General features: G+C 72.3%; 22 protein-coding genes. 6 read left to right on the top strand and 16 right to left on the bottom strand.

The window, feature by feature from the left end; translation table 11 throughout:
• Nucleotides 1–84 precede the first annotated feature (84 nt).
• From HUT18_RS27015 to rimP, 3 genes are all read right to left on the bottom strand, one after another.
• Nucleotides 85–384, bottom strand: a complete 300-nt coding sequence (locus tag HUT18_RS27015; RefSeq protein ID WP_176104828.1) for a YlxR family protein — start codon at nucleotides 382–384, stop codon at nucleotides 85–87.
• A gap of 220 nt (nucleotides 385–604) precedes the next feature.
• A complete protein-coding gene (nusA, locus tag HUT18_RS27010; RefSeq protein ID WP_176103135.1) occupies nucleotides 605–1,648 on the bottom strand; it encodes a transcription termination factor NusA in 1,044 nt (347 codons plus the stop codon).
• A 2-nt stretch (nucleotides 1,649–1,650) separates the two neighbouring features.
• Entirely contained in the window at nucleotides 1,651–2,178 is a 528-nt protein-coding gene (gene rimP, locus HUT18_RS27005) for a ribosome maturation factor RimP (RefSeq protein WP_176103134.1), read from the bottom strand.
• Between the two features lie 391 nt (nucleotides 2,179–2,569).
• On the opposite strand from rimP, the gene HUT18_RS27000 reads away from it, so the two are divergent.
• The 3 genes from HUT18_RS27000 (at nucleotide 2,570) to HUT18_RS26990 (ending at nucleotide 4,703) form a co-directional block, all read left to right on the top strand.
• Nucleotides 2,570–3,034, top strand: coding sequence for a hypothetical protein (locus HUT18_RS27000; RefSeq protein WP_254879100.1), 465 nt, complete (start codon nucleotides 2,570–2,572; stop codon nucleotides 3,032–3,034).
• A 5-nt stretch (nucleotides 3,035–3,039) separates the two neighbouring features.
• On the top strand, nucleotides 3,040–3,534 hold the full coding sequence (locus HUT18_RS26995; RefSeq protein WP_176104827.1) for a ferritin-like domain-containing protein: 495 nt from the start codon (nucleotides 3,040–3,042) through the stop codon (nucleotides 3,532–3,534).
• Between the two features lie 182 nt (nucleotides 3,535–3,716).
• A complete protein-coding gene (locus HUT18_RS26990; RefSeq protein WP_176103132.1) occupies nucleotides 3,717–4,703 on the top strand; it encodes an aminoglycoside phosphotransferase family protein in 987 nt (328 codons plus the stop codon).
• 121 nt (nucleotides 4,704–4,824) lie between these two features.
• Here HUT18_RS26990 and HUT18_RS26985 read toward each other — a convergent pair whose 3' ends face one another.
• The 11 genes from HUT18_RS26985 to HUT18_RS26935 form a co-directional block, all read right to left on the bottom strand.
• Entirely contained in the window at nucleotides 4,825–6,519 is a 1,695-nt protein-coding gene (locus HUT18_RS26985; protein ID WP_176103131.1) for a proline--tRNA ligase, read from the bottom strand.
• A 101-nt stretch (nucleotides 6,520–6,620) separates the two neighbouring features.
• A complete protein-coding gene (locus HUT18_RS26980; RefSeq protein WP_176103130.1) occupies nucleotides 6,621–7,184 on the bottom strand; it encodes a GNAT family N-acetyltransferase in 564 nt (187 codons plus the stop codon).
• A 59-nt stretch (nucleotides 7,185–7,243) separates the two neighbouring features.
• Nucleotides 7,244–8,092, bottom strand: a complete 849-nt coding sequence (locus HUT18_RS26975) for a GNAT family N-acetyltransferase (RefSeq protein WP_176103129.1) — start codon at nucleotides 8,090–8,092, stop codon at nucleotides 7,244–7,246.
• 187 nt (nucleotides 8,093–8,279) lie between these two features.
• Nucleotides 8,280–9,434 (bottom strand): flavodoxin-dependent (E)-4-hydroxy-3-methylbut-2-enyl-diphosphate synthase, encoded by a 1,155-nt coding sequence (ispG, locus tag HUT18_RS26970; RefSeq protein WP_176103128.1) that lies wholly within the window; start codon nucleotides 9,432–9,434, stop codon nucleotides 8,280–8,282.
• Nucleotides 9,435–9,650: 216 nt separating this feature from the next.
• Nucleotides 9,651–10,955, bottom strand: a complete 1,305-nt coding sequence (locus HUT18_RS26965) for an RIP metalloprotease (RefSeq protein WP_176103127.1) — start codon at nucleotides 10,953–10,955, stop codon at nucleotides 9,651–9,653.
• Nucleotides 10,952–12,202 (bottom strand): 1-deoxy-D-xylulose-5-phosphate reductoisomerase, encoded by a 1,251-nt coding sequence (gene dxr / locus HUT18_RS26960; RefSeq protein WP_176103126.1) that lies wholly within the window; start codon nucleotides 12,200–12,202, stop codon nucleotides 10,952–10,954. Before dxr ends, HUT18_RS26965 begins: the two co-directional genes overlap by 4 nt.
• A gap of 110 nt (nucleotides 12,203–12,312) precedes the next feature.
• On the bottom strand, nucleotides 12,313–12,456 hold the full coding sequence (locus HUT18_RS26955; RefSeq protein WP_176103125.1) for a hypothetical protein: 144 nt from the start codon (nucleotides 12,454–12,456) through the stop codon (nucleotides 12,313–12,315).
• A 175-nt stretch (nucleotides 12,457–12,631) separates the two neighbouring features.
• Nucleotides 12,632–14,608: an acyl-CoA dehydrogenase family protein gene (locus HUT18_RS26950; RefSeq protein ID WP_176103124.1), complete on the bottom strand. Its 1,977-nt coding sequence runs from the start codon at nucleotides 14,606–14,608 to the stop codon at nucleotides 12,632–12,634.
• A 300-nt stretch (nucleotides 14,609–14,908) separates the two neighbouring features.
• The gene (locus HUT18_RS26945) at nucleotides 14,909–16,363 is read right to left on the bottom strand and encodes an aldehyde dehydrogenase family protein (protein ID WP_176103123.1); all 1,455 of its coding nucleotides are present in this window, start codon (nucleotides 16,361–16,363) and stop codon (nucleotides 14,909–14,911) included.
• Between the two features lie 409 nt (nucleotides 16,364–16,772).
• Nucleotides 16,773–18,398, bottom strand: coding sequence for a PucR family transcriptional regulator (locus HUT18_RS26940; protein ID WP_176103122.1), 1,626 nt, complete (start codon nucleotides 18,396–18,398; stop codon nucleotides 16,773–16,775).
• 474 nt (nucleotides 18,399–18,872) lie between these two features.
• Nucleotides 18,873–21,056 (bottom strand): ATP-binding protein, encoded by a 2,184-nt coding sequence (locus tag HUT18_RS26935; protein WP_176103121.1) that lies wholly within the window; start codon nucleotides 21,054–21,056, stop codon nucleotides 18,873–18,875.
• Nucleotides 21,057–21,353: 297 nt separating this feature from the next.
• Here HUT18_RS26935 and gabT point away from each other — a divergent pair, with 297 nt between their 5' ends.
• Together gabT and HUT18_RS26925 are read left to right on the top strand one after the other, a co-directional pair.
• Nucleotides 21,354–22,688 carry a 4-aminobutyrate--2-oxoglutarate transaminase gene (gabT, locus tag HUT18_RS26930; RefSeq protein WP_176103120.1) on the top strand — a complete coding sequence of 445 codons (1,335 nt, stop codon included), beginning with the start codon at nucleotides 21,354–21,356 and terminating at the stop codon, nucleotides 22,686–22,688.
• A gap of 453 nt (nucleotides 22,689–23,141) precedes the next feature.
• Nucleotides 23,142–23,711 carry a phosphatase PAP2 family protein gene (locus tag HUT18_RS26925; RefSeq protein WP_254878828.1) on the top strand — a complete coding sequence of 190 codons (570 nt, stop codon included), beginning with the start codon at nucleotides 23,142–23,144 and terminating at the stop codon, nucleotides 23,709–23,711.
• 72 nt (nucleotides 23,712–23,783) lie between these two features.
• On the opposite strand, the gene HUT18_RS26920 is transcribed toward HUT18_RS26925, so the two are convergent.
• Nucleotides 23,784–24,242 (bottom strand): bifunctional DNA primase/polymerase, encoded by a 459-nt coding sequence (locus tag HUT18_RS26920; RefSeq protein WP_176103118.1) that lies wholly within the window; start codon nucleotides 24,240–24,242, stop codon nucleotides 23,784–23,786.
• Nucleotides 24,243–24,427: 185 nt separating this feature from the next.
• Between HUT18_RS26920 and HUT18_RS26915 the strand changes: the two genes are divergently transcribed.
• The gene (locus HUT18_RS26915; RefSeq protein WP_176103117.1) at nucleotides 24,428–25,039 is read left to right on the top strand and encodes an NADAR family protein; all 612 of its coding nucleotides are present in this window, start codon (nucleotides 24,428–24,430) and stop codon (nucleotides 25,037–25,039) included.
• A gap of 166 nt (nucleotides 25,040–25,205) precedes the next feature.
• Here the strand turns inward: HUT18_RS26915 and HUT18_RS26910 are convergent, their stop codons facing one another.
• The gene (locus tag HUT18_RS26910) at nucleotides 25,206–26,114 is read right to left on the bottom strand and encodes a S1 family peptidase (RefSeq protein WP_176103116.1); all 909 of its coding nucleotides are present in this window, start codon (nucleotides 26,112–26,114) and stop codon (nucleotides 25,206–25,208) included.
• Between the last annotated feature and the right edge of the window lie 231 nt (nucleotides 26,115–26,345).

Here is a 26,345-nt window from a genome sequence, read left to right as displayed (position 1 = left end):
ATCGCAATCTCGACCTACTTCCAACTCGCGAGGTACCAGGCCGTACGGGGGTTTCCGTACGACATGTTGTGCGGTGTCGCCGCGTCAGCCGCCGTTCTCGGCGGTGGAGCGGCTGCTGTCTTCGACCACCCGGCTCAGGGCCGCGGTGTCGAGCGGCCCCTTGACCTTGAAGGCCCGGGGGAACGCCCGGCGACGGATCGCCAGGTCGAGACAGACCGGGGCGGGATGCACATACGCACCCCGGCCGGGCAGCGTACCGCGATGATCGGGAACGCATTCGTCCCCGCTCAGCACGATCCGCAGCAGATCGCTCTTGGCCGCTCGCTCCCGACACCCCAGGCAGGTGCGCTCGGGGCAGGACCGGGCGTGCGTCCGGCCAGACACGGTCAAGTCTACCTCCTGGGACCGACCCCACCTTCCCCCACTCTCGGGGCTGCCGGGGCGGGTGCTTCCCCCCGGGGCGGAAATCGAACGGATGTCTGCGAAACATGACCTGATCTCGGCGATCAGGGGCACGATACGGCGCCTCGGCACCGGACCGCCCGCGATTTTCTCGCGGTCGGCCGAGGCCGGCCGGGGCCGACCCGGGGCGGCTTCGGCGGCGTCAGCCGCGCTCGCCGTCCGCGCCGGATCCGCCCGCCCCGCCGTCCCGGCCCCGCGCATCCTGCTCGGGCTGCTCGGTGTCCGGCCGGATGTCGATCCGCCAGCCGGTCAGCCGGGCCGCGAGCCGGGCGTTCTGGCCTTCCTTGCCGATCGCCAGCGAGAGCTGGTAGTCGGGCACCGTGACCCGCGCCGAGCGGGCGGCCAGGTCCACGACCTCGACCTTGGAGACCCGGGCCGGGGACAGGGCGTTGGCCACCATGTCGGCCGGGTCGTCGGACCAGTCGACGATGTCGATCTTCTCGCCGTTGAGCTCGGCCATGACATTGCGCACCCGGCCGCCCATCGGGCCGATGCAGGCGCCCTTGGCGTTCAGTCCGGAGCGCACCGAGCGCACCGCGATCTTGGTGCGGTGTCCGGCCTCGCGGGCGATGGCGGAGATCTCCACCGAGCCGTCCGCGATCTCCGGCACCTCCAGGGCGAAGAGCTTCTTCACCAGGTTCGGGTGGGTGCGCGAGAGCGTCACCGAGGGACCGCGCACGCCCTTGGCGACACGTACCACGTACGAGCGCAGTCGCATGCCGTGCGGGTACTCCTCACCGGGGACCTGTTCCTGCACCGGCAGGATGGCCTCCAGCCGGCCGATGTCGACCAGGATGTTCTTCGGGTCGCGGCCCTGCTGGACGACTCCGGTGACGATGTCGCCCTCGCGGCCCGCGTACTCGCCGAGCGTGGCGTCGTCCTCGGCGTCACGCAGACGCTGCAGGATGACCTGCTTGGCGGTGGTCGCCGCGATCCGGCCGAAGTCGGAGGGGGTGTCGTCGAACTCGCGGGGCTCCTGGCCCTCTTCGAGGTCCTCGGCGTCCTCCTTGGCCCACACGGTGACGTGGCCGGTGTTGCGGTCCAGCCTCACGCGAGCGTGGCGGCGGCTGCCCTCGGTGCGGTGATAGGCGATCAGAAGCGCGGATTCGATCGCCTCGACCAGCAGGTCGAAGGAGATCTCCTTCTCCCGCACCAAGCCCCTGAGGGCACTCATGTCGATGTCCACGGCTACGCCTCCTCTGCCTTCGCGTCCTCGGCGCCCTCGGCACCCGCCGCGCTGTTCCTGCGGTTGAACTCGATCTCCACACGTGCCTTGTCGATCTCGTCGAAGGCCAGTCGGCGGGCGGTGGGCTTGCGGCCCTTCACGCCGGGCACTTCGAGGTCGAGGCCCTCGTCGTCCGTCTTGAGGATCCGGGCGGTCAACTCCCCGCCCCCGGCCAGCTTGAAGTTCACCAGGCGGCCGGTCGCGCGGACGTAGTGCCGGTGCTCGGTGAGCGGCCGGTCGGCGCCGGGCGAGGTCACTTCCAGGACGTACTCGCCCTCGCCCATCGTGTCCCGCGCGTCGAGCAGGTCGGAGATCTCACGGCTCAGCTCGGCGCAGGTGTCCAGAAGCACGCCCTCGTCGGAGTCGACCACGATGCGCAGCACACGGCGTTTGCCGGCCGGGGTCACCTCGATCTCCTCGAGATCGAGCTCCTTGGAGGTGACGAGCGGCTCCAGCAGTTCTCGCAGCCTCTCGCTCTGGGTGGTGCTCATCCGGGTGACTCCTCGGCCGCGTGTGCTGTTGTGGGAAGGTCGCGTGTTGGTCAAGGGTATCGGGTCGCGAGGGGTGTCGCGGCCACCGTTGACGCGGCGGCGCCCCGCTGTGTCACCGGCGACGGGGTGTCCCGCATCGGCCGCTCGGGCGGTGTCGGTACATGCACGAGCCGCTGGCGGCCGAGAGGGAGATCCGAAGGTACGGTGATCACGCAATCACACCAACTGTTGTCTCTGGTCCCTGTTGCCCCGCACCGCCGTCTCCACCCGTCACCGTCTCCACCCATCGCTGTCCACTGAGCGCATCCCGAGGACGTAAGCCGTGCCGCACTCCCTCTCGTCCGCCCGCTTCGGGCCGCGAAGAAGGTCCCTGTTGGTCTGCGCGGGTGGCATGGGGGCCGCCCTGCTGACGGGCTGCACCGCCGGTTCCGGCGGGGACGGGACCGATGCCCCCTCCGCCGACTCCCGTGCCCGCGCCCGTGCCGCGCGCGACAGCGAACTGCTGCTCGCCCAGTACGACGCGGCGATCGCCGCCCACCCCGCGCTGACCGCACGTCTGGTCCCGCTGCGTACCGAAGTGGCCCGGCACGTCACGGCCTTCGGCGGCAACCTCGCCCGGGCGGGCGCCCGGGCCGTGACGCCCAGCCCCTCGGCCGCGCTGGACTCCCCGGCCCCGGACGCCGACGTACCGGCCGACCCGGACAAGGCCCTGGCCCACCTCGCCGACGCGGAGCGCACGCTCACCCGGCGCCGGGAGGAGGCTCTGCTCGAAGTGCAGGGCGAGACGGCCCGGTTGCTCGCCTCCGTCGCGGCCAGCGGGGCGGTGCACACGTATCTGCTGACGAAGGGCCGGTGAGCGCGATGGGCGCGGTGGAGCGGGTGCGGAGCGGGGAAGAGAAGGCGCGGGACGCCGAACTCGCCGCTGTGCAGGCGGCGTTGGCCGCCGAGCATGCGGCGGTGTACGGCTACGGCGTGGTCGGCGGACGGATCGGCAAGGCCGACAGGGCGCAGGCGCGGGAGTGCTACGAGGCGCACCGCGCCAGGCGCGACGTACTGCGGCGCAGCGTGCGCGACCTGGGCGCGTCACCGCGTCCGGCCGCGGCCGGGTACGCGCTGCCGTTCCCGGTGGAGGATCCGGCCGCCGCCCGGCGGCTCGCGGCCGAGCTGGAGGACCGGGTCGCCGCCGTCTACTCCGATCTGGTGCGCGCGGCCACCGGTGGTGCGCGGGGCGAGGCGGCGCGTGCGCTGCGCGAGGCGGCGGTGCGGGCGGCGCGCTGGCGCGCGGGGAGCGTAGCCTTCCCTGGTCTCACCGAGCGCCCGGCGCGGAAGGTTTCGACCGACGGCCCAGGCGCGTAGGTCTCTCGCCCGGCCCGGTCGTGGCGCCCGCGGTACGCGCGGCCCGCGACGCGCCACGGGATCCGTACGAGAGGCCCCGGGGAGGCCCGGCGGAGGGGGACATCCGCCGGGGCGGGCAGCACCCGCCGCGGAACCGCAAGCTGAATCCGCCGGGGCGGCGGCAGGGAAGGAACAACGCACGTATGGCTTTCGAACCGCCGCGCCGCCTGGTCAGGGCTCTCGGCGAGACGCGTTCACCGCTGCCCGCACCGGCCGAGGCGCCCGCCGCCGGGACCGGGGCGCCGGGCGGTGCCCCCGGGCACGCGGCGCCCGATACGACCGCCGCCTGGCTCGGCGGTCTGCCGGAGCTGGTCGAACAGGCGCTCGCCGCAAGGGAGTTGAGCCTGGAACGGGTACATGTGCCCGGTGGCCGCACCAGCCTGGTCCTGCTGGTCCGGCGTGCCGACGGCAGCCCCGCGGTGCTGAAGCTGGCGCCCCCGCGCGCCCGCCCGGACGCGGAGCGCGCCGCCCTCGCTCACTGGAACGGCCTCGGCGCGGTCCGGCCGCTCGACGAGGACCCGGCGGCCGGGCCGGGCGGTGTGCTGCTGCTCGAACGGCTCCAGCCGGACGTCTCGGTGCGCACCCTGCCCGAGGCCAAGTCGATGCTGGAGGCGGCGGGCACCCTGCGCCGCCTGTGGGTCGAGCCGCCCGCCGGGCACGGCTTCGAGTCGGTGGCCGCCCGTACCGCCCGGCAGGCCGAGGCGATGCGCGCCGACGCCGTCCTCGACCCGGCCGCGGCGCCGCTGGTCGAGGCCGCGCTCGCGGCCCGCGAGGAACTGCTCGCGGCGCCGGGCGAACAGCGGCTGCTGCACGGCACCTTCCGGCAGAGCAAGGTACTCGCCGCCGAGCGCTCCCCCTGGCTGGCGGTGGGCCCCGACCCGGTCGTCGGGGAGTGCGCCTTCGACCTGGCGCGGCTGGTCCGCGACCGGGTGGAGGACGTGATCGCCGCGCCCGCCGGTCCCTCGATCACCCGCCGCCGCGTCAAGCGCCTCGCCGAGTCCCTGGACGTCGACCAGGAACGGCTGCGCGGCTGGACCCTGTTCCGGGCCGTGGAGTCGGGCGTACGGGCACGGCGGGTGGGCCGGGCCCAGGATGCCGATCTGCTGCTGGAGTTCGCGGGCTGGCTGTAGGGGGTGGGCCCGCCGGGGCTCGACCATCGCCCTACGACACAACTGCCCGGCCGCCCCCTGCGAAGGGAGCGACCAGGCAGTACCGCGTCACTGCGTCGCCCGTCGAAAGCGGGCCCCGCGATCAGCTCGTCAGGCGGGCCAGGGCCTCGTCCACGGTGAGCTCCTCGCGCTCGCCGGTACGGCGGTCCTTCAGCTCGACGACGCCCTCGCCCGAGCGGCGGCCCGCGACCAGGATGGTGGGTACGCCGATCAGTTCGGCGTCGGTGAACTTCACACCGGGCGAGACGCCCGCGCGGTCGTCCACCAGTACCCGCAGTCCGGCCGCGCCGAGGCGTTCGCCGACCTCCAGGGCCAGTTCGGTCTGCAGGGCCTTGCCGGCGGCGACCACGTGCACATCGGCCGGGGCCACCTCGCGCGGCCAGCACAGGCCCTTGTCGTCGGCGCTCTGCTCGGCGAGCGCGGCCACCGCGCGCGAGACGCCGATGCCGTACGAGCCCATGGTGACCCTCACCGGCTTGCCCTCCTTGCCGAGGACGTCGAGCTGGAAGGTGTCGGCGTACTTGCGGCCGAGCTGGAAGATGTGGCCGATCTCGATGGCGCGGTCCAGCTTGAGGCCGGTGCCGCACTTGGGGCAGGGGTCGCCCTCCTCGACGACGACGACGTCCAGGTACTCGTCGACCTCGAAGTCGCGCCCGGCGACGACGTTCCTGGCGTGCTTGCCCTCGGCGTTGGCCCCGGTGATCCAGGAGCTGCCGGGAGCGACGCGCGGGTCGGCGAGGTAGCGGACCTTGTCCAGACCCTGCGGTCCGACGTAGCCGCGGACCAGGTCGTCACGGTCCTCGAAGTCCTCGGCCAGGACCAGTTCGACCTCGGCGGGCGCCAGGTGCTCGCCGAGCTTGCCGAGGTCGACCTCGCGGTTGCCGGGCACGCCCACCGCGACGATCTCGCCGTCGACCTTGACGAGCAGGTTCTTCAGGGTGGCCGAGGCGGGCACGCCGAGGTGGTCGGCGAGGCTCTCGATGGTGGGGGTGTTCGGGGTGTCGAGCAGTTCGACGGCGGGGTGCGAGGCGCCCTCGACGGGCGTCACGGCGAAGGTGACGGCCTCGGTGTTGGCGGCGTAGTCGCAGTTCGGGCAGTCGGCGAAGGTGTCCTCACCGGCGGCCGCCGGGGCCAGGAACTCCTCGGAGGCCGAGCCGCCCATGGCGCCGGAGACCGCGGAGACGATGCGGTAGTCCAGGCCGAGCCGCTCGAAGATCCGGCGGTAGGCCTCGCGGTGCAGCCGGTAGGACTCGACGAGCCCCTCGTCGGTGGTGTCGAAGGAGTACGAGTCCTTCATGTGGAACTCGCGCCCGCGCAGCACACCCGAGCGCGGACGGGCCTCGTCACGGTACTTGGTCTGGATCTGGTAGAGCATCACCGGCAGGTCCTTGTAGGACGTGCACTGGTCCTTGACCAGGAGGGTGAAGATCTCCTCGTGGGTGGGGCCGAGCAGATAGTCGGCGCCCTTGCGGTCCTTGAGGCGGAAGAGCAGGTCGCCGTACTCCTCCCAGCGGCCCGACTGCTCGTAGGGCTCCTTGGACAGCAGCGCCGGGAGGAGGACCTCCTGGGCGCCGATGGCGTCCATCTCCTCGCGCACCACGCGCGAGATGTTCTCCAGGACCTTCATGCCGAGCGGGAGCCAGGTCCACACACCGGCGGACTGACGGCGTACGTAGCCCGCGCGCACGAGCAGCTTGTGGCTCAGCGTCTCGGCGTCCGCCGGGTCGTCGCGCAACGTCTTGATCATCAACCGGGACATGCGCTGGACCTGGGCCATGGTGAACTCCTGCTGGGAAAGGGTGATGGCGAGAGGTTAGCCGGGCCACCGCTCCCCGACGAAATCAAATCCGCTCCCGCGCCCGGCCCGTGGGCAGGGATTCACCGTCTGCGCAGCGGCAGCGGCGCGCCCATCACCGCGTACGGCCGCGGCGCGCTCGGGAAGTGCACGCGCAGCGCGAGGTCCTGGTAGCCGAGGGAGCGGTACAGGCCGCGGGCGGGGCTCTCCACGTCGATCGCGGAGAGGATCGACCGCGGCTGTGCGGCCCCGTCGGTGATACGGGTGATCAGTGCGCGTCCGATACCGAGCTTCTGATGCGCGGGGTGGACGTGCAGTTCGGTGATGACGAAGGAGTCGTCGAGCCAGTGGGCCTGCCCCTGCGTGTGCAGGTACGGCTCGACCACGGTGGACCACCAGTGCCCGCGGTCGTTGGGCATGCCGTAGACGAAACCGACCAGTGTGCCGTCCTCGGTGGTGGCGCCGAGGGCGCGGGCGCCGGGGAAGGTGATGTGCCGCAGGACGATCTGCCGCCGCACGCCGACCTCCTCGGGCCCGAGGCCGAAGGCCTCCGCCTGGACCGCGAGCGCCTCGTCCACGCGGGCCGCGAGGTCCAGCGGTCCGATCAGGATGTCCGAGGCCCTGCCGGGGGCACAGATGCGCAGCATGCCCGGAGGGTACCTCGCGCCCCCGGCACCGGTCAGGTGCCGGGAGCCGTCCGCGCAGGTCAGAACAGGACGCTCATGAAGGAGCCGATCTCCTCGAAGCCGGTCCTGCGATAGGTGGCGCGGGCCGCCTCGTTGAAGTCGTTGACGTAGAGGCTGACGACCGGGGAGACCTCGGTGAGCGCGTAGCGCAGGACGGCGGCCATGCCGGGGGCGGCCAGGCCCTTGCCACGGTGTTCGGGGGCCACCCACACGCCCTGGATCTGACAAGCCTTGCCGGTGGCGGCGCCGATCTCGGCCTTGAAGACGACCTTGCCGTCCTCGTCGATCCGGGCGAACGACCGTCCCGCGCCGACGAGTTCGGCGACCCGGGCCTGGTAGAGCAGTCCGCCGTCACCGGCCAGCGGCGAGACGCCGACCTCCTCGGTGAACATGGCGACACAGGCCGGCATGATCGTTTCCATCTCGTCCTTGCGGATGCGCCGGACGTAGGGGTCAGGTTCGATGTCGGCCGGGAGCCGGTCGGTGACCATGAGCGGCTGGTGCGCGCGGACTTCGCGGGCCGGTCCCCAGTTCGGTTCGAGGTGCTTCCACAGCAGGGCGGTGGGCTCGGCAGGGCCGACGATCGAGGAGCAGCGGCGGCCCGCCCTGCGGGCCCGGTCGGCGAAGGCGCGGATCGCCTCGGGGGTGGCGCACACGGGGACCAGATTGGCGCCCGCGTAGCACAGCGACACCAGCATGCCGTCCTCGTACCAGCCCCACATCTCGCCGCCGAGACGCCACGGGTCGAGGCCCGCGACCTGCACCCGGGCGGTCACGAAGGCATTGGCGACCGGATCGCGGTCGAGCACCACGAGGGCGGCGTCGAGGTCACTGGGTTCGAGGACCCTGCTGGTGGTCTGCGTCAACACGGTCGATGGGGCCTCATCACTGCGGTCTGCTGGTCCTGGAACTGTACCCGCAGGTCCGCCGGGCCGCTCAGGCTACGGCGGACAGCGAACGGCCGGTCGCGGAGTGTGCGTGCAGGACCTCGCGTGCGCCGCCAGAACGCCGAACCCCGCCGGACCGTCTCCGGCGGGGTTCGGATGTGCGCGGGCGTCAGCTGACGGCCACCTCGGGCTCGCCGCTGGCCACGCCGTCCTCCTGCATCTGCTCGGCGATCTTCATCGCCTCCTCGATCAGGGTCTCCACGATCTTCGACTCGGGAACGGTCTTGATGACCTCGCCCTTGACGAAGATCTGGCCCTTGCCGTTGCCGGAGGCCACACCCAGGTCGGCCTCGCGGGCCTCGCCGGGACCGTTGACCACACAGCCCATCACCGCGACGCGCAGCGGGACCTCCAGGCCGGTCAGGCCCGCGGTGACCTCTTCGGCCAGCTTGTACACGTCGACCTGGGCGCGCCCGCAGGAGGGGCAGGAGACGATCTCCAGGCCGCGCTCCTTGAGGTTGAGGGACTCCAGGATCTGCAGTCCGACCTTGACCTCCTCGGCGGGCGGCGCGGAGAGCGAGACGCGGATGGTGTCGCCGATGCCCTCGCTGAGCAGGGCGCCGAAGGCGACCGCCGACTTGATGGTGCCCTGGAAGGCGGGGCCCGCCTCGGTGACGCCGAGGTGCAGCGGGTAGTCGCAGCGCTCGGCGAGCAGCCGGTAGGCGTTGACCATGACGACCGGGTCGTTGTGCTTGACCGAGATCTTGATGTCGCGGAAGTCGTGCTCCTCGAAGAGGGACGCCTCCCACAGCGCCGACTCGACGAGTGCCTCGGGGGTGGCCTTGCCGTACTTCTGGAGCAGGCGCTTGTCCAGGGAGCCCGCGTTGACGCCGATCCGGATCGGGGTGCCCGCGTCGCGGGCGGCCTTGGCGATCTCCTTGACCTGGTCGTCGAACTGCTTGATGTTGCCCGGGTTGACGCGGACGGCCGCGCAGCCCGCCTCGATCGCGGCGAACACGTACTTGGGCTGGAAGTGGATGTCGGCGATCACCGGGATCTGCGACTTCCTGGCGATGGTCGCCAGCGCGTCGGCGTCGTCCTGGGTCGGGCAGGCCACCCGCACGATCTGGCAGCCGGAGGCGGTGAGCTCCGCGATCTGCTGGAGAGTGGCACCGATGTCGGAGGTACGGGTGGTCGTCATCGACTGGACCGAGACGGGGGCGTCGCCGCCCACCGCCACGGTTCCGACCTGGATCTGCCGGCTCTTGCGGCGTTCGGCGAGCTTGGTCGGAACGGACGGCATGCCGAGAGAAATCGCGGTCATCTGCTGTGCAACCCCAAGGTGTGGATCGAGGTCCCGCATCAGCGGGCTCCGGCCACCGAGATTACCCGGTGCACCGCCCGGCGAGGGCAGCCGGAGGTGACGGTGCCCGGGCCGGTCGTCAGACCGTCGCCCGAGCCGGGCGGCCGGACAAGGCCGCGCCCCCGATTCCACTCGTTCGATGGACTCGGGGGCGCGGGGGCGCACTTGTGGCGCGGGTCAGGAGATCCGTACCGGATTCACGAGGTCCGCGATGAGCACGAGGAGCGTGAAGCAGATGAAGATCCCCGCGACCACATAGGCGAGCGGCATGAGCTTCGCCACGTCGAACGGGCCCGGATCGGGGCGCTTGAAGACGCGCGCGGTGTGCCGACGTACGGACTCCCACAGGGCGCCCGCGATGTGGCCGCCGTCCAGGGGCAGCAGCGGCAGCATGTTGAACAGGAACAGCGAGAGGTTGAAGCCCGCCACCAGGAACAGCATCATCGCGATCTGGTTCTCCGGCGGGATGTCCAGCGTGAAGACCTCACCGCCGACGCGTGCGGCACCCACCACACCCATCGGGGAGTCCTGTTCGCGTTCCCCGTCGCCGAAGGTGGCGTCCCACAGCGCGGGGATCTTGGAGGGCAGCGCTATCAGCGACTCGACGCCGTTCTCCATCATGTCGCCCATGCGCTCGACGGAGTCGCCGAAGCCCTGCTGGACGATGCCGGAGGCGGGGGTGAAGCCGAGGAACCCGGCCGTGACGTACTTGCCCTCGACGTAGCCGCCGTCCCCGTCGGTCTTGCTGACCTGGTTGCGGATCAGCTTGGCCTCGAGGGTCTTGACCGCGCCGTCGCGTTCGACGGTGAGCGTGATCTCCTTGCCCGGGTTGGCGCGGATCTTCTCCTGGAGGGCGCCCCACTCGTCGATCTTCTGCCCGTCGAAGGCGACGATCTTGTCGCCGGGCTCCAGGCCCGCGGCCTTCGCCGGTGCGGCCGGGTCGCCCTTCTCGCAGGTGGTGCGGTTCTCGCTCTGCTGGATGACGCAGTCGGAGACCTTGCCGACCGAGGTGGTCTGGGTCTGGATGCCGAAGGTCATCATCACGCCGAGGAAGATCGCGACGGCGAGGATCAGGTTCATGAACGGGCCCGCGAACATCACGATCACGCGCTTCCAGGGCTTGCGCGTGTAGAACAGGCGGCTCTCGTCGCCGGGCTTGAGCTCCTCGAAGGCGGCGGACCTGGCGTCCTCGATCATGCCGCGCCAGGGCGAGGTGGAGCGGGCCTCGACCCGTCCGTCCGGGCCGGGCGGGAACATGCCGATCATGCGGATGTAGCCGCCGAGCGGGACGGCCTTGATGCCGTACTCGGTCTCGCCCTTGTGCCGCGAGAAGATGGTCGGCCCGAAGCCGACCATGTACTGCGGCACCCGGATCCCGAACATCTTGGCCGTCGACAGATGCCCCAGCTCGTGCCAGGCGATCGAGATGAGCAGGCCGACCGCGAAGACGACTATGCCGAGGATCATCATCAGTGCCGTCATACGCGGTCCTTGCTGGTCGCCTTGCCGGTCAGTTCGCGCGCCCGGGCCCTTGCCCAGGTGTCCGCTTCGAGGACGTCCGCGAGGGTCAGGGAAGTTCCCGCGGCGGGCACGCCGTGTTCCGCGACGACCTCCGTGACAGTGTCCATGATGCCGTTGAAGGGCAGTGACCCGGCCAGGAACGCGTCCACACACTCCTCGTTCGCGGCATTGAACACCGCCGGGGCGGTGCCGCCGAGGGTGCCGACGTGCCGGGCGAGCCCGACCGAGGGGAAGGCCTCGGTGTCCAGCGGGAAGAACTCCCAGGTGGAGGCCTTGGACCAGTCGAAGGCCGGGGCCGCGTCCGGCACCCGGTAGGGCCAGCCGAGACCGATCGCGATCGGCCCGCGCATGTCCGGCGGGGTGGCCTGGGCGAGCGTGGAGCCGTCGGTGAACTCGACCATGGAGTGCACATAGGACTGCGGGTGGACGACGACCTCGATGCGCTCGAAGGGGATGTCGTACAGCAGATGCGCCTCGATCACCTCGAGGCCCTTGTTGACCAGGGTCGCGGAGTTGACGGTGATCACCGGGCCCATCGCCCAGGTCGGGTGGGCGAGAGCCTGCTCGGGGGTGACCCCGGCGAGGTCGGCCCTGCCGCGGCCGCGGAACGGGCCGCCGGAGGCGGTCACCACGAGCTTGCGCACCTCGGCCCGGGTCCCGGCGGCCAGCGCCTGGAAGAGCGCGGCGTGCTCGGAGTCCACCGGGATGATCTGGCCGGGCTTGGCGAGCGCCTTGACCAGCGGGCCGCCGACGATCAGCGACTCCTTGTTGGCCAGCGCGAGGGTGCGGCCCGCCTCCAGGGCGGCGAGGGTCGGGGCGAGCCCGATGGAGCCGGTGATGCCGTTGAGAACGGTGTGGCAGGGCGAGGCGGCGAGCGCGGTGGCGGCGTCGGGTCCGGCCAGGATCTCGGGCAGCGGCTCGCCCCCGTACTGCTCGGCGAGCGCCTCGCGCAGCGCGGGCACCACGTCCTCGCGGGCCACGGCCACGGTGTTGACGCGCAGCCGGTATGCCTGCTCCGCGAGCAGAGCGACCTTGCCGCCGGCGGCGGAGATCCCGGTGACCCGGAAGAGCTCGGGGTTGCGCAGCACGAGGTCGATGGCCTGTGTGCCGATCGAGCCGGTCGAGCCGAGGATGACGATGTCCCGGTGTCCGTCGACGGGGTCGAAGACGAGATGCGGGTCCGCGAGAGGGGCAGGGCTTTCGCTCATTGCTCCATTGTGTCGTGCGGCCGCGGCCGCCGTGACGGTCCGTCCCCAGGTGTCACCCATTCCTGACCTTCGCCGGGTCGCCGTACGGCGTGCCGCCGGCACCCGCACGGTCATGCGCTGTCCGTACGGGCCGGCTGCTCCCGCACCGTGAGACCGAAGGCGCCGCGCGGGTACGTGATCGTCCCGGCTGTGCGGTGGCGCTCCCGAGTATCCCGCTCGACCGCAGCCGCGTGCCGTTCGTCTGCCGTTCCCACGATGCTCTCCCCCGGCCCCCTCCCGGGAACCCTGCGTCGATCCGCTGTGACGGTGAGCAAGGCTAACTGCCTTTGCCGGTACGTACGTACACGGATTCGACGCCCAAGTGCCGTACTGCCAGGGGTGGTTGGGGCACGTGTGGAGTTCCGCAGGGAGGGGCCGGGGAGCGTGGGTTCAGCGGATGGGACGGTGGACGTTCTCCTTCGTGGAGGGTCCGGGGGTGGCGTCGGCGATCCAGGGGCCTTCGCCGCTGGGGTCGATGACGCCCTCCTCCAGCCACGTATAGGCGCCCTTCATCAGGGACTTGACCAGTTTGCCGTCGAGGTCGTCGGTGTTGGTCCAGAGCCTGCCGAAGAGTTCCTCGACCCGGATGCGGGCCTGGCGGCAGAAGACGTCGGCGAGTTGGTAGGCCTCCTTGCCGTTCTCCCCACGGCTGCGCAGCAGTTCGGCGCGGACGCAGACGGCGCTCATCGCGAACAGCTCCGCGCCGATGTCGACGATGCGGCCGAGGAAGCCCTGTTTGGTCTCCATCCGGCCCTGCCAGCGCGACATGGCGTAGAAGGTGGAGCGGGCCAGTTTGCGGGCGGTGCGTTCCACGTAGCGCAGGTGCACGGCCAGGTCGGCGTGGCCGGAGGGGTGGAACTCCTGGTAGCTGACCGGGAGTTGGCCGGGTCCGGCGAGCAGTTTGGGCAGCCAGCGGGCGTAGAAGCCACCCGCCTTCGCGCCCGCCTTCGCCTTGTCGGAGAGGGACTTGTCCGGGTCGATGAGGTCGCCCGCGACCGAGAGATGGGCGTCGACGGCCTCGCGGGCGATCAGCAGATGCATGATCTCGGTGGAGCCCTCGAAGATGCGGTTGATGCGCAGATCCCGGACCAACTGCTCGGCGGGGACGGCACGTTCACCGCGGGCGGCGAGGGATTCGGCGGTCTCGTAGCCGCGCCCGCCACGGATCTGGACCAGTTCGTCGGCCATCTTGCAGGCCATCTCGGAGCCGAACAGCTTGGCGAGGGCGGCCTCGATACGGATGTCGTTGCGGTCCTCGTCCGCCATCTGCGAGGAGAGTTCCAGAACGGCTTCCAGTGCGAAGGTGGTCGCCGCGATGAAGGAGAGCTTGGCGCCGACGGCCTCGTGCCGCGCCACCGGCCTGCCCCACTGCTCGCGGGCCCCGGACCACTCGCGGGCGATCTTCAGACACCACTTCCCGGCGCCCGCGCACACCGCGGGCAGCGAGAGACGGCCGGTGTTCAGCGTGGTCAGGGCGATCTTCAGGCCCGCGCCCTCGCGGCCGATACGGTGCGCGGCGGGCACCCGTACCCGGTGGAAGCGGGTGACGCCGTTCTCCAGGCCGCGCAGGCCCATGAAGGAGTTGCGGTTCTCGACGGTGATGCCTTCGCTGTCGGCTTCGACGACGAAGGCGGTGATGCCGCCCTTGTGCCCCTCGCGGGCGGGCACCCGGGCCATCACGACGAGCAGGTCGGCGACCACGCCGTTGGTCGTCCAGAGTTTCACCCCGTCGAGGACGTACTCCTCGGGCTCCCCGGCACCGGTCGCGCCCACCGGTTCCGCGGTGGTGGCCAGGCGTGCCGGGTCGGAGCCGACGTCGGGTTCGGTCAGCAGGAAGGCGGAGATGTCGCTGCGGGCGCAGCGCGGCAGGAAGGCCTTCTTCTGCTCCTCGGTGCCGAACATCTTGACCGGCTGCGGGACACCGATGGACTGGTGCGCCGAGAGCAGCGCGCCGACCGCCGGGTTCGCCGAACCGACAAGCGCGAGGGCCCGGTTGTAGTACACCTGCGTGAGGCCCAGGCCGCCGTACTCGGGGGCGATCTTCATGCCCAGCGCGCCGAGTTCCTTGAGTCCGGCGATGACCTCGTCGGGGATCCGCGCCTCGCGCTCGATCCGGGCCGAGTCGATCTTGGTCTCGCAGAACTCGCGCAGACGGTTCAGGAATTCCTCGCCGCGCCGTACGTCCTCCTCGGCGGGCAGCGGGTGCGGGTGCACCAGGTCGAGCCGGAACCGGCCGAGGAAGAGTTCCTTGGCGAAGCTCGGCTTGCGCCAGTCGCTCTCGCGCGCGGCCTCGGCCACGCGTCGCGCCTCCTGCTCGGTGACGGTCGGCCTGTCGGTCGGCGTCGGGGGTGTGGTTGCTGCGGTCATGAGGGCTCACCTCGCCGCGAATCGGCTGTTCGGGACCGGTCCGGCGGATACCGTCCGGTGTTCCGCTTACAGGGTGCTACCCGGTCGTATGTACCCGATTCCGCCGCGCCCCACCAGATTTCGCGCGGCCGTTCGGCCGAGCGGCCGCACTCCGTTTCGCGGGCCCTCGGCATACGGCGGGTCCGGCCGTACGACAAGGGCCGGAACCCCCGTACGGGAGTTCCGGCCCCTTGCCCTCGGTCGGTCCGCGCCGGCCCGCGCGGCCCGTTGTCCTACGGGTCCGGTCCTGGAGGTCCGGTCCTACAGGTCCAGGCCCGTCAGGACCATCACGCGCTCGTAGGTGTAGTCGTCCATGGCGAAGCGCACGCCCTCACGGCCCACACCGGACTGCTTGACGCCGCCGTAGGGCATCTGGTCCGCGCGGTAGGAGGGCACGTCGCCGACGATCACGCCGCCGACCTCCAGGGCGCGGTGCGCACGGAAGGCAGTCTGCACGTCGTGCGTGAACACCCCTGCCTGTAGGCCGTACTTGGAGTCGTTGACGGCGGCGAAGGCGGCGGCCTCGGTGTCCGCGCGCTGCACCGTCAGGACCGGTCCGAAGACCTCCTCGCAGGAGAGCGTGACATCGCCGGGGACGTCCACGAGCACGGTGGGCGCGTACGCGGCACCGTCCCGCTTGCCGCCGGTGAGCAGCTTGGCGCCCGCGGCGACCGCCTCCTCGACCCAGGACTCCACCCGGCGGGCGGCGTCCTCGTTGACCAGCGGGCCGACATCGGTGGCGTCGTCGGAGGGGTCGCCGGTGACCTGGGCGGCCACCGCCTCGACGATGCGGGGCACCAGCCGGTCGTACAGCGCGGCGTCGGCGACGACCCGCTGGACGGAGATACAGGACTGGCCGCCCTGGTAGTTGGCGAAGGCCGCGATCCGGGTGGCGGCCCAGTCCAGGTCCCCGTCGCTGGACCAGTCACCGAGGACGACGGCCGCGCCGTTGCCGCCGAGCTCCAGGGTGCAGTGCTTGCGCGGCACCGAGTCCATGATCGCGAAGCCGACCTTGTCGGAGCCGGTGAAGGAGATCACCGGCAGCCGCTCGTCCTGGACGAGCGCGGGCATCCGGTCGTTGGGCACCGGCAGCACCGACCAGGAACCGGCCGGGAGTTCGGTCTCGGCGAGCAGTTCGCCGAGCAGGAGTCCGGACAGCGGGGTGGCGGGCGCGGGCTTGAGGATGATCGGGGTGCCGACCGCGAGGGCCGGGGCGATCTTGTGCGCGCAGAGGTTCAGCGGGAAGTTGAACGGCGCGATACCGAGGACGACGCCCTTCGGGAAGCGGCGGGTGAAGGCAAGCCGCCCCGCGCCGCCCGGGTCGGTGTCCAGACGCTGGGCCTCACCTCCGTTGAAGCGGCGGGCCTCCTCGGCGGCGAACCGGAAGACGGACACCGCGCGGCCGACCTCGCCGCGCGCCCACTTCATCGGCTTGCCGTTCTCGGCGGAGATCAGCGCGGCGATCTCCTCGGTGCGCTCGGCGAGCCGGCGCGAGACGTGGTCCAGGGCGGCGGCGCGTACGTGCGCGGGCGTCGCGGCGAACTCCTCGCGCACCGCGTACGCCGCGGCGACGGCCTCTTCGACCTCGGCCTCGGTGGGCACCGCGGCACGGCCCACGAGCCGCCCGTCCCACGGAGAGGTCACATCGAGGAGTTCCTCCCCGGCCGTCCGGCGTCCGGCCAGCCAGAAGGCGTGCGTGGCTGCCTGATTCTCCATCTCGGATCCCGGCCCTTCCGCGGTCGTGGTGTGCGAAGTCGTCAGTGGTGGGTGGTGCGGGTGATGTGTGGTGCGGGTGATGTGCGTGGTGCTTGTGGTGCGGGTGGTGCGGCTCTCGGGTGCGGAGCCCGTGCCTCCACCGTAGGGCTGCGGGTCCGCTTGTGAGTTTGTCCGGTACGGAGGAGTGGCGCGGGGGTCTTCGACGCTTTGGCAGGGGGGTGGAGGTGAGGGGCATGCGGGGTCTGGGCCGGGCGGTGTGGGGGAAGGCTTGCGCGGCCTCAGCCGGGCGGTGGGCGCCGGGGCGTGCACGGCGCGGGTGGGAGAGGCGCGGGGGTGGTGCGGGCGGGCGTGTTCCGGCGGGAGCGCACCACGCGAGCGGACGCGCCGGGCGCGCACCCCGTCGCGCCGTTCAGTCCGGCGCCGTCGTCTTCAGGGCGAGCCACAGCTCCATACGGACGTCCGGGTCGTCGAGGGAGCGGCCGAGGATCTCCTCGACCCGGCGCATGCGGTAGCGCAGGGTGTGCCGGTGCACGCCGAGGTCGGCTGCCGCCGCGTCCCACTGGCCGTGCCGCGAGAGCCAGGCGCGCAGCGAGGCCACCAGGTCGCCGCGCCCCGTGGCGTCGTGCTCGTGCAGGGCGCGCAGCAGCCCGTCGGCGAAGGCGCGTACCGCGTCGTCCGCGAGCAGCGGCAGCACCGAGCCCGCGGCGACCTCCTCGTGCTCGACCAGGCTGCGGCCCCGGCGGCGGGCGACCGAGAGTGCCTGGTCGGCCTGCTTGTACGCGGACCGGGCGGCAATCGGTCCGGTGGGCGCGGAGAGTCCGGCCACCAGGCCCTCGTCCTGCTGCCCGGGGTCGGTGGCGTCCTCGCCGTCCCCGTCCAGGCTCGCCGCGTACGTGCCGCAGGCGGCCACCGCCGCTCCCCCGTCCACGGCGAGCAGCACGAGACGCTCGCCCTCGGGCACCACGAGCAACGCCTCGCCCGCGCGTGCCGCGGCCGACTCCACGACATCCGACAGCTCCGCGAGCGGTCCGCCCGAGGAGTCGCTCTGGGGGCGGCGGGCGGCGGCGTGGGGGATCTCCGGTTCCTTGCGGGCGGCCGTCACCGGCTCGGCGATGATGATCCGGAACGGGGCGTCGAGCAGCGAGCCGTAGAGGTCGCCCGCGACCGCGCGGGCGTGGTCCGGCTCGCCCGCGAGGAGCATGCGCAGGACGGCGGCGCCGATGCGCTGTTCGGCCCGGTGCAGCGAGCGGGAGCGTTCGGTGGTGAGCGTGAGCAGGGCGATGGCGGCGTGCACGGCGTACCGTTCCGCGGTCCCGAGCGCCCCGGCCGTGCCCACCGCGAGTGCGGCGCGCGGCAGTCGTCCGGTGCCCAGGGTGTGCACCTCGATCCGGTCCTCGGCGCCCCCGACGACCGCGCTGGCCGGGGCGGGCCGCTCGCGCAGCCGTTCCACGTCCGGGGTCAGCCGGGCGGCGCGGCGCTGGGCCCAGTCCGGGGCCACGGCGACGACGGTCCCGGCGGCGTCGTACAGCGCGGCCCAGCCGTCGACCTGACCGGAGAGCGCGGTGAGCAGGCCCTCGGGACCGCGTTGCAGGGTCTGCTTGGTCAGTTCGCGCTGGGCGGCGAATCCGGCTGTCACCGCCCGGTACTGGTCGGCCGCGATGGCCGCCAACACGGCCTTGCTGATGGCCAGGAACGGCGTGCGGCGCGGCACCGCGAGCAGCGGCAGCCCCTCCTCGGTGGCCGCCTCGACGAGGGCGGCGGGGATGTCGGCGTAGTGCACCCCGACGGCGAAGCCGAGTCCGGCCACCCCCGCGGCGCCGAGCCGCTTCACGTAGCGCCGCATGGCCGCCGGGTCCTCCGCGTCCAGGTTGAGCGCGGTGATCAGCAGCAGCTCGCCGCCCTCCATGTACGGGACGGGGTCGGCGAGTTCACTGGCATGCGCCCAGCGGACCGGTGTCTCCAGCCGGTCCTCGCCCGCGCGCACGGTGAGCTTGAGGGCGGTGTGCTGGACGAGCGAGGCGAGCGTCGGAGGCATGGGCCCTTCTGAGACTGCGGAGAATGCTGGAACTGCCATGGCTGCGGGATTGGGGGGACTACGAAGACTGCGGGATTTCGGGACTACGGAGGTTGCTGAGCTCGGCGGCGGTCGGCGCTGTACCACCTCGACGCCTGTGCACCGTCGGCGTCATCGATGTCATGGAGCGCCGTCGATGCTGTCGCACTGCTGTCGGTGTCCGGGCAGGCAGGACGAAGCCGGATCATTTCGCCGCCACGTATGAACGGCTGCTACCGATTCTGCCTCACTGTATGAGCATTGGTGCACGCCTCGCGACGGTTTGGCACCGAGCGCCCGCCCTTCGCACCGGAACCACAGCCTTCACATGCCCCTCACCAGCGACGCAGCCTCGCGGGGTCGGCAGAGCACCGGCGGGAACACCGATCGGTGAGCGGCGCTGGGGGGGCGGGGGTGTCCCACTTCGGGGGAGGGGGGCGGGCGTCGCGGGGTGGGTCAGGTGTGGAGGTCTACCAGGAGCGGGGGTGCGTGCTCGCCACGGGCGTTCATCAGGGACATGACCGCGTGCCCCGGTGGCACCGCGTGCGCGAGTTCGGAGGCGGACCAGCGCTCGCGCTCGACCTGCCGGACGGTGACCGCGCGTGCTGTCGGCGCGCGGCCGGTGATGGCGCGACGCAGTGCGTGCACGGTCTTGCCGAGCGGGGTCTCGGCGATGATCTGTCGGTCGGTCACGTCGCGGGCCTCCGTCCACTCCTTGCCCCAGACCTCCGCGAAGTCCTGCCCGTCCCAGGGGGTGAGGCCGGACAGCGCCACCCGGCAGCCGACCGCGCCGAGCAGCGGCCCACGCAGCGGACGCGGTACGTCGTCGAGGGTGCGCAGGGCCAGCGCCGCACCGGCGTTGGCGGACCTCAGCCGTTGCACACCGCGTACGGCCTCCGGTGTGATCACACCCGAGGCGTCGTCGAGCAGCAGACAGGCGAACAGCGAACGGTCCTCACGGCCCGTGACGCCGGCGGTGAACTGGGCGAGCACCAGCCGGGTGAGGATCCGCGAGGCGTCGGCGTGGCCACGCCGCGGCAGGTCGATCCGTACCCGTACCGGGTGGTCGAGTGCCTGCAGCGAGAACGGCCTGCTGCGATCCGAGGTGTCGAAGAAGCCCTCGAAGGCCGGGCGGTCGAGCAGCGCCACCCGGTCCGCGAGCACCGCCGCCACATCGCCCGGGTGCGCCGACTGCCGCTCCCGTGCGTCGAGTTCACGCACCATCGCGCCCTGCCCGGAGTCGGTGAGCGCCTTGCGCAGCGCGGCGATCTCGTCGGGCGCGCCGTCGAGGAGGCGCCGCAGCTGGGGCACGGACGGGAAGCGGCCGTGGACCGCCCGGTAGGGGCCGAGCAGTTGGGCGAGCACGGTGGTGGAGCGGCGGCTGTCGCTGCCGGGGTGCGGGTCGGTCAGGTCGCCGACCAGTGCCTCGGCGAGGACGGCGGCGGCCTCGTCGGGATCCGAGGCGCCGCCGTACAGGTCGAGGTCGTGCACCGAGTCGGGGTGGCCGATGCGGATCACCACGTCGTAGGCGTCCTCCGGGCCGAGGCCGGAACCGGCCGCGCCGACCACGACGACTGCCGCACGCCCGGCGAGCGCGCCCAGGCACAGCGACTCGGCGAGCGGCCACATCAGGCTGCCGGTCTTGCCCGAGCCGGAGGGTCCGACCGCGAGCAGCGAGGTGGCGAGCAGGTCGGGGCCGAGCGCGAGCGCGACGCCGCGGTACTGGTACGGATTGCGCGCGTCGTCCGCGGACCTGCCGATCCGCACCTGCGCGGTGACCATGTCGTGCGTGGCGAAGCGACCGGAGAGGTCGCGGGCGCCCGACGGATGCGGGCAGGCGGCGGCACCCTCGCGCAGCACGGCCGAGGTGAACGTCGCCATGCTGTGCCTGCCGCTGCGTACGCCCTGCCAGGCCCGGGCGATACGGGCCACGTCCACGTCCCTCATCCGACCGGCGCGTGCGTCGGCGGCGAGCCGGTCGGCGGCCTCCTGTGCGCCGGCGGAGCGCAGTCGCGGCCAGGCGGCGGGGTCTTCCTCGGGGCTGGGGGCGACGGGAGCGGCAGGGCGGGCGGCACTGGTCCACGCCGGGTAGCCGAAGCGCCGCCACAGCTCGCCCCACCGGCCAAGGCGGCCGACGCCGATGACGATGCCGAGGCCGACCGCCGCGTAGTACGCGTAGACCACCACGACGGAGGCGAAGGAGTGCGGCTCTGCCCAGGAGTCCGGGATCATCGCGAACAGCGGCAGCAGCCACCAGCTCCCCAGGTATCCGTTCCACAGCAGCGACCAGATCAGCCAGCCCACCAGGAAGGCGATCAGCGCGCCGCTCACCAGCTGCCGGGCCGGGGTGACCTCGGGCTCCACCTCGGGCCTGGGCTCGTAGCCGAGCCGCCACACGCCGGGGGCGGCGGCGGGGCGCGGCGTGCGCAGCCAGTCGACAAAAGAGGACTCCGGCTCGCCCATGTGGCCGGGCGCCGCGGCGGGCCGTGGGGGCAGCGCGGGCGGCGGGGGCGGCTCTTCGGGGACTCGGGCGGAAGGCGGTCGGGCGGCGGGCGGCCGGGGCTCGCCCGCAGGCCGCGGCACCGCGCGCTCATGCGTACCCCGTGCGTCCTGCGTGCCGTCGGTGCCGTCGGTGTGCATGGCCTGCCCCCTGACCAGCCGGTCTGTTGAGTTCGCAGGTCAATCTAGTGCCAGCGGGTGGGGAGTTCACCGCATACGGGGCCGGGCGCCGGGTTCGAGCCATGTCCACGGCGGACAACGACACCGGGGAAAAACGCCCCACTGGAGCATGCCCGGGGTGCGGGCGCGGCCCTAGCCTGCCCACAAAGCAGACAACACGTCAGCAGACACGCACCAGACAGCAGACAGACACAGACAGCGAGCGGGCTCGGAGCCCGCCACGCCTCGGCCACTGGCCCACACCCCCGGGAGCCCCTCATGACCGCAGTCCCGCAGGAGCGCCGCGTCGTCACCGCCATCCCCGGCCCCAAGTCCCAGGAACTCCAGGCCCGGCGCAGTGCCGCCGTCGCCGCGGGCGTGGGCTCGGTGCTGCCCGTGTTCGCCGCGCGGGCCGGCGGCGGCATCATCGAGGACGTCGACGGCAACCGGCTCATCGACTTCGGCTCCGGCATCGCCGTCACCTCGGTGGGCTCGAGCGCCGAAGCCGTGGTGCGCCGGGCGAGCGCGCAGCTCGCCGACTTCACCCACACCTGTTTCATGGTGACGCCCTACGAGGGCTACGTGGCCGTCGCCGAGGCGCTCGCGGAGCTGACGCCCGGTGACCACGCGAAGAAGTCCGCGCTGTTCAACTCCGGCGCCGAGGCCGTCGAGAACGCCGTCAAGATCGCCCGTGCGTACACCAAGCGGCAGGCCGTGGTGGTCTTTGACCACGGCTACCACGGCCGTACGAACCTGACCATGGCGCTGACCTCGAAGAACATGCCGTACAAGCACGGCTTCGGGCCGTTCGCGCCCGAGGTGTACCGGGTTCCGGTCGCCTACGGCTACCGCTGGCCGACCGGCCCCGAGAACTGCGGCCCCGAGGCGGCCAAGCAGGCCATCGACCAGATCGTCAAGCAGGTCGGCGCGGACAACGTGGCCGCGATCGTCATCGAGCCGTTGCTCGGCGAGGGCGGCTTCATCGAGCCCGCGAAGGGCTTCCTGCCGGCGCTGAGCCGGTTCGCCTCGGAGAACGGCATCGTCTTCGTGGCGGACGAGATCCAGTCCGGCTTCTGCCGTACCGGCCAGTGGTTCGCCTGTGAGGACGAGGGCGTCGTGCCGGACCTCATCACCACCGCCAAGGGCATCGCGGGCGGCCTGCCGCTCGCCGCGGTGACCGGCCGCGCCGAGATCATGGACGCCGCGCACGCCGGCGGGCTCGGCGGTACGTACGGCGGAAACCCGGTGGCCTGCGCCGGCGCGCTCGGGGCGATCGAGACGATGAAGGAGCTCGACCTCAACGCCCGCGCCCAGCGCATCGAGGAGGTCATGAAAGGCCGCCTGGCCGCCATGCAGGAGAAGTTCGAGATCATCGGCGACATCCGCGGCCGCGGCGCGATGCTTGCGATCGAACTCGTACGGGACCGGGCGGGCAAGGAGCCGAACCCGGAGGCGACGGCGGCTCTGGCCAAGGCCTGTCACACGGCCGGACTGCTCGTGCTGACCTGTGGCACGTACGGCAATGTGCTGCGTTTCCTGCCGCCGCTTGTGATCGGTGAGGACCTGCTCAAGGAAGGCCTCGACATCCTCGAGGGCGCGTTCACAGAGCTGTGAGGCGCGGCCGCCCCGCACGCCCTGGACCAGCGCGAACCGCGCCGGGGCCGGGCTCGGCGGGGCGGCTCGTCCGCTTCACAGTCTCCGCCCCGTCGCAGACGGTGTGAAGAAGGTGTGGGAGCAACATGGCGGCTTTCCGCTGCCCCTGTCGTCCGTCCTGACCCTGAAGTAGCTTTGGCTCAGATGAGTGAATCACCCCGCCCGCGGGGCTCTGCGGGCGACTCCGGCGCGTGGCCTCCCCAGTCACGAACCGGCCGTGCCTTCGCGCACGCAACCGGGGCATCCGGCTCCGGATTTCCTCACCGATCGGACCGCCGCCCGCCCCAGACCCCCCGGGGCGCGCGGCTGACCGGTCAGGACGGCCGCCCCGGAACCTTCCCCCCCGTTCCAGGGCGGCCGTACTACGTCTATGGACTCCTCGCCGCCTCCGGCCTGCTGTTCGTCCTGCTCAGCGTGGCGGTCGCGGTCGGCGGCCCGCTGATCACGGCCGACGAGAAGCTGGGCCGTGCGCTGTCCGGTGAGGGCCCCGGCGGCCTCGCGGAGTTCTTCGCGGACCTCGGGGGCGTCCTGGTCGCGGGCCCCTTCCTGCTGCTCGTCCTGCTCGCGTCGGCCCTGCACGCCCGCGCGCGGGGCGCCCGCCGCTGGTGGCTGCCCGCGGCGGCCGGGGCCCTGGCCATGGCGGCGGTGCCGCTGCTTGTCGCGCCGCTCAAGGCGCTCATCGACCGGCCGGGCCCGCCGGGCACCGGCACGGGCACGGACCCTTCCGGCGGCTACTACCCCTCCGGCCACACCGCGACGGCGATGGTCGCCTACGGGATCGCCGTACTCCTCGCCCTCCCGCTGCTGCGCGCCCTGTGGCGGCGCCTGCTCCTGGCGGCAGGTGTCCTGCTCAATCTGGCGGTCGGCTGCGGTCTTGTGCTGCGCGGCTACCACTGGCCGCTCGACGTGGTCGGCAGCTGGCTGCTCTGCCCGCTGATCCTGGCCGCGTTCGCCGGGGCGTGCGCCCGGTTCACACGGCCCTGACCCGGGCGGCGCATCCTCCACGCTGCCGACCCCGGCGACTGTCGATCGCGGTCGGGAGTACGGGCCGACCGGTCACCGGCCCCGGCGCAGCGCCCCCGACGCGGCCGCCTCGTGCATGGCCAGTTCGAGGAGTGCCGGGTCGTTGAGGCTGCCGTCGCCGTCCGGCAGGACCAGCCAGCGCACGGCGGTGGCCAGGCGTTCGGGGTGCGGCACCGCGATCCAGGTGCCCTCCCCCGCGCTGCGGACTCCCTTGCCGAGCCAGCGGTCGGCGGTGCCCGGCGGGACGAAGAAGCAGGTGCGCGCGTCGCGTGTCCCCGCGAGGACGGGCCCGGGCCGGTCGGTGCAGCGCAGCAGTACGTCGAGGGTGGGGCGGCCCAGTTCGCCCGGCAGCAGAAGTACGTCCCACAGGCGTCCGGCGGGCAGCAGGACGACCCCGAGCGGGTCGCGTTCCCACAGTCGCTTGCAGCGCTGCGGATCCGGCGCCGCGGACACCAGCCAGTCCACCGCGGAACCCGCCCCCGAGCCGGTCATCTTCAGCCACCATCCCTTCCGTTGGGCGCCGCCCGGTCCGTGCCGACCTGCGCCTTCGTGTGCGGTCACTGAGTAGAGAGCGCCAAGGGGGCGGGGCATTACGCGAGTTCGGAAAATCCCCTCCGGCCGTCTGCTCAGCGAAAATTCCCGGGGCGTTGTCAGTGGCGGCTGGCAGACTCGCGGGCATGGTGACCATCGAGGACGGACTGGGGCTGCGCGAGCGGCTGGCCGGGTCGGTCCGGGCGGGCGCCGACGTGCGGTATCTGCACTTCTGGGGCCACCGGCCGCGGCCGGACGGACGGATCGGGGCAGGCTGCCTCAGTCAGTGGTGGCCCGCGCCGTTCACGGTCGACGGCGTGGAGTACGCGACGGCCGAGCACTGGATGATGGCGGGCAAGGCCCGGCTCTTCGGCGACGCCGAGGCAGAGCGCGAGGTGTTGCGGGCGTCGAGCCCCGGCGCCGCGAAGCATGTGGGCCGACTGGTGCGGGACTTCGATGAAACGGCATGGTCCCGGCACCGCTTCGGGCTGGTCGTGGAGGGCAGCTTCCACAAGTTCGCCGCCCATCCGGAGCTGCGCGACTTCCTGCTCGCCACCGGCGACAAGGTCCTGGTCGAGGCCAGCCCGACGGACCGGATCTGGGGCATCGGTCTCGCCGCGGACGACGAAGCCGCCGCGGATCCCGGGCGCTGGCCCGGCACCAACCTCCTCGGCTTCGCCCTGATGGTCGCGCGCGACCGGCTGCGCGCACCCGATCTCTCCGGCGCCCCGCGCCCGGAGGAGATACCCGGCCCCTGACGGGGCCCATGAAACAGGCCCGCTCGGCGACCGGTACGGGGGTACGGTCGCCGGGCGGGTCCGAACACCCCACCCGCCCGGGGCACTTCACGCTCCGGGCCGGGCGGGTATTACAGCGCCTTGCACCGAACCCGGGTACGCGTACGGACGGTCGGCGCGGGGACGGTCAGATGGTGAGCCCGTACGCGTTCAACGCCTCCGTGACCGGTTGGTAGTACGTGACGCCTCCGCTGGTGCAGTTGCCGGAGCCGCCGGAGATGAGGCCGAGCGCCGTGGTGCCGGAGAACACCGGGCTGCCGCTCGCGCCCGGCTGGGAGCAGAGGGTGGTCTGGGCGAGACCCGAAACGACCGTGCCGTCGCCGTAGTTGACGGTCGCGTTCAGCGCGGTGACGGTCCCGCAGAGGACGCCGGTCATCTGGTCGTTGGTGGTGCAGACCCGCTGGCCGACGGTGGCGTGCCCGGCACCGGTGATCTGGGTGACCACGCCGGTGGCGTTGCGGACGTCACTGGGGTGCGGCACGGCCGGGTTCTGGTAGCGCACCAGGCCGTAGTCGTTGCCCGGGAAGCTCGATCCCGCGGTGGGCCCGATGAGGACGGTGCGTGCCGGGTCGGCGTACCAGTTCTGGGCACCCGAGGTGCAGTGGCCCGCCGTAAGGAAGTAGTACGTACTCCCGCTGTGGACGTTGAACCCCGCGGTGCACCGTCCGGCGGTGCTGAACACACTGCTGCCGCCGGATACATGGGGCCGCAGCCGACCGGGAATCCGCGTGATCCGCACCGAGTCGGTGTACGGGGCGGTCGCACGGCGGAGCCGGTCCAGGTCGGCGGGGCTCACCGTGGAGTCGGCGGTGACCCGGAGCCGTCGCGTGGCGGGGTCCACGGCCCAGGCGGTGCCGCGGACGTCGGCGGACCGTACGGCGTCCGCCGCTTGTTCGGCGATCGCACCGGTCGCGGCGGCGCCGGGCTGCCGGTGCGGCTGCCCGGGCGCGGCGGCCGCTCCGGGGACGAGCAGGAGCGTCGCTGTCATCAACGCGGCGGCGGTCGCGGCGAGCAGAGGGGTGGGTCTGAGTCGCATGAGTGCCTCCCGGTGGGTCGTCACCGGACCGACGGGCGGGGGTTGCCCAAGTGCTCCGTGATCCGGGACAGGTGAGCCAGGCGTGTCCGGACGAGCTGCGGCGCCGTGGTCTGCGAGGGTGCGCGTCCTACGAGCGCGGCGGCGGACCGAGATGTCACCTGGAGTATCGGAGCCGTGGCCCGGGGGCACAAGCAGGCGTCCGACAAAGGGAGTTGAGGGGGATCTGGTCGC

Origin of the sequence: Streptomyces sp. NA04227, assembly GCF_013364195.1 — a bacterium.
Taxonomy (GTDB): Bacteria; Actinomycetota; Actinomycetes; order Streptomycetales; family Streptomycetaceae; genus Streptomyces.
This window is presented reverse-complemented; position numbering and strand designations above follow the sequence as displayed.